Here is a 3010-nt window from a genome sequence, read left to right as displayed (position 1 = left end):
GCCTTCGGCCCGGTGGTGGTCGGGGCCGCGGTGGTGGAGGTGGGTTCGACGGGCGAGCTGGTGGTGGGCGGCTCGGTCACGGGGCCGCTGGGCTCGGGTGCGAGCGGGAGCACGCTGGGGTCACCTGCGCCGGCTTCGACCGTCTGCTCGGCCTGCGCGACCGGCAGGACGGCGACGGCGAGGGAGCCGAGGAAGATGGCTCCCAGGGCGCCGTAGAAGAACCGGCGCCGCTGGGGCTGGTGGTTGTGGGGATCCATGACTGCGTACGCCCCAGGAAAGGCCGGAAAGGCCCTACTCCGCCCGAGGCACTGGCGCGCACCCTAGGAGGCCCGTAACCGAACCGCAACTTTCGCAACGTCCCTGTGACGAACGTCAACGGAGGGACACGCTCGTCTCCGCTCCGTCATGGTTCCCTCGCCGTGGTCCGGCGCCGATCCCCGGTGGCGGGATCGGCGTCCGTGACCGCTCAGGAGGCGGGCGACGGCGGGAGGCGGTAGAGGCGCTCGGCGTTCCGCCAGGTGGTCTCGGCCACCTCCTCCACCGACCAGCCACCCGCCCGAGCCACGGCCGCCCCCACCAGCGGGACCAGGGCCGGGCGGTTGGGACGGCCGCGGTGCGGCTCCGGCGCGAGGTACGGGCTGTCGGTCTCCACCAGCACCCGCTCCAGCGGGCAGCACGCCACCGCCTCCCGGAGGTCATCGGCCCGCTTGAAGGTGACGATGCCGCTGAAGGAGAGCGACAGGCCCAGATCCAACGCCCGCCGGGCCTCCCGCGGGCCGCCGGTGAAGCAGTGCAGCACCGCCCGCTCGGGTACGCCCTCGGCCGCCAGGATCTCGAAGGTGTCCTCCCAGGCCTCGCGGGTGTGGATCACCAGCGCCAGGTCGTGCTCGTGCGCCAGGCCGATCTGGCGGGCGAACACCTCCCGCTGCACCGGCCGGGGCGAGTGGTCGTAGTGGTAGTCCAGGCCGCACTCCCCCACGGCCACCACCTCCGGCCGGTCGAGCAGCTCGGCGATCCCGTCGAGACCGCCGCTGGCGTCGTGGGGGTGGACACCGGCGGTCGCCCAGACCCCTTCGTGCGCAGCTGCCACCTCCACCGCCTGTCGGCTCTGCGCGCCATCGGTGCCCACCACGATCAGGCGCGCCACCCCCGCTGCCCGGGCCTCGGCGACGAGGGCGTCACCGGATGGGCCGGCCTCGAGGTGGCAGTGGTGGTCGATCCAGCGCACGAGGGACCGCCTTCGCGATCAGCCGGCCTGGATGCGGGGGAACAGCGGCGCGCCCTTCTCCACCGGCAGGCCACCGGGATACCGGCCCCACGTCGCCGCGTCCGGCAACCGCTCGTCGGCGGGCGAGCCCGCCAGGCCGATGCGCCGCCAGATCTCCTCGGTCGTCCGGGGCACCGCCGGGTGCGCGAGCACGGCGACGATGCGCAGCACCTCCAGTGCGTCACCCATCACCGCGTCGAGCTCCGGGCCCGGATCCATCTTCCAGGGCTCGTTGGCCTCGAGATGCGCGTTCGCGTCGTGCACCAGCCGCCAGGTGGCCTCCAGCGCCCGCGACGGGGCGACCTCGGCCCAGGCGCCGGCGGTCGCCTCGTACACCTCGGCCGCCAGGGTCGCGAGGGGGCTGTCGGGCCGGGGGGCGGGGCCGATACCACCACACTTCTTGGCCACCACCGTGGCGACCCGCGAGAGCAGGTTGCCCAGGTTGTTCGCCAGGTCGGTGTTGTAGCGGGTGACCATCCCCTCGTAGGAGAAGTCGCCGTCGGGGCCGAACGGCTGGTCGCGCAGGAACTGGTAGCGGAACCCGTCAACGCCGAACTCCTCCACCAGGTCGGCCGGGAAGATCTGGTTGAGGCGGGTCTTGCTCATCTTCTCCCCGCCCACCAGGAGGAAGCCGTGCACGAAGATGCGGTGCGGGGGCGCCAGGCCCGCGGCCAGCAACATGGCCGGCCAGTACACGCAGTGGAAGCGCAGGATGTCCTTGCCGATCAGGTGGTGCACCGCCGGCCACCAGCGCTCGAAGCGTTCCTGGTCGCTCCCGAAGCCGATGCCGGTCACGTAGTTCACCAGCGCGTCGTACCAGACGTAGAACACGTGCTCGGGGTCCCAGGGCACCTCCACCCCCCAGCGGATCGAGGTGCGGGTGATGGAGATGTCGGCCAGGCCCTGGCGGATGATGCCGAGCGCCTCGTTGCGCTTGCCCTCCGGCTGCACCGCGTCGGGCTCGGCGGCGTACCACTCGAGCAGGGGCTCCTCGAAGGCCGAGAGCTTGAAGAACCAGTTGTCCTCCTCGAGCCACTCCACCGGCCTGCCGTGGATCGGGCAGTTGCCGTCGATCAGGTCGGCTTCGGTGTAGTAGGCCTCGCAGGACACGCAGTACAGGCCGGCGTAGGTGCCCTTCTCGATCCAGCCGTTGTCGTAGATGCGCTGCAGGAACGCCTGCACGCTGCGGTGGTGACGGGGCTCGGTGGTGCGGATGAAGTCGTCGTTGGAGATGTCGAGCAGCCGCCAGGTCTCGCGGAAGCGCTCGCTGGTGGCGTCCGCGTGGGCCAGCGGTTCGAGCCCGCGCTCCGCGGCGGCGCGTGCGACCTTGAGCCCGTGCTCGTCGGTGCCGGTGAGAAAGAAGACGTCGTCGCCGATCAGTCGGTGCCAGCGAGCGAGCGCATCGGCGGTGACGGTGGTGTACGCGTGCCCGATGTGGGGCACGTCGTTGACGTAGTAGATGGGTGTGGTCACGTAGAAGCGGCCCGGCACGGCTCACAGGCTACGGGCCGCGGCACACCCCGACGAACCGGTCGCACACCCCGACGCATCCGGTGCCAGCCAGGGGCGGACCACGATCCGGCTGCGCGCCGGCAGGCCGGGCACGTACACGAACGTGACCCATCGATCACCCGGCTCGGCGTCGTCGGGCCGCAGCTCGACCACCGGCTCCTCCTCGTCCGGGCCGTCGAGCACGTCGCGAACACCGAGCACCATCCCTGCCACCGCCACCCCGGCCAGACC

3 protein-coding genes and 1 pseudogene are annotated in these 3010 nt (G+C 71.9%); all 4 read right to left on the bottom strand.

Annotated elements, in window-relative coordinates; translation table 11 throughout:
• Positions 1-257, bottom strand: a pseudogene (locus tag V7004_RS15535) (hypothetical protein); the annotation flags it as partial.
• A 209-nt stretch (positions 258-466) separates the two neighbouring features.
• Positions 467-1228, bottom strand: a complete 762-nt coding sequence (locus V7004_RS15530) for a TatD family hydrolase (RefSeq protein WP_334145139.1) — start codon at positions 1226-1228, stop codon at positions 467-469.
• A gap of 18 nt (positions 1229-1246) precedes the next feature.
• On the bottom strand, positions 1247-2758 hold the full coding sequence (gene metG, locus V7004_RS15525; RefSeq protein WP_334145138.1) for a methionine--tRNA ligase: 1512 nt from the start codon (positions 2756-2758) through the stop codon (positions 1247-1249).
• 3 nt (positions 2759-2761) lie between these two features.
• On the bottom strand, positions 2762-3010 hold a 249-nt coding region (locus tag V7004_RS15520; protein ID WP_334145137.1), incomplete at its 5' end, for a hypothetical protein.

It is taken from the genome of Rhabdothermincola sp. (genome assembly GCF_036846205.1).
Lineage (GTDB): Bacteria > Actinomycetota > Acidimicrobiia > Acidimicrobiales > Acidimicrobilacustridaceae > Rhabdothermincola.
Note: the sequence above shows the minus strand (reverse complement) of the source record. Positions and strands in the feature narration are given on the sequence as shown.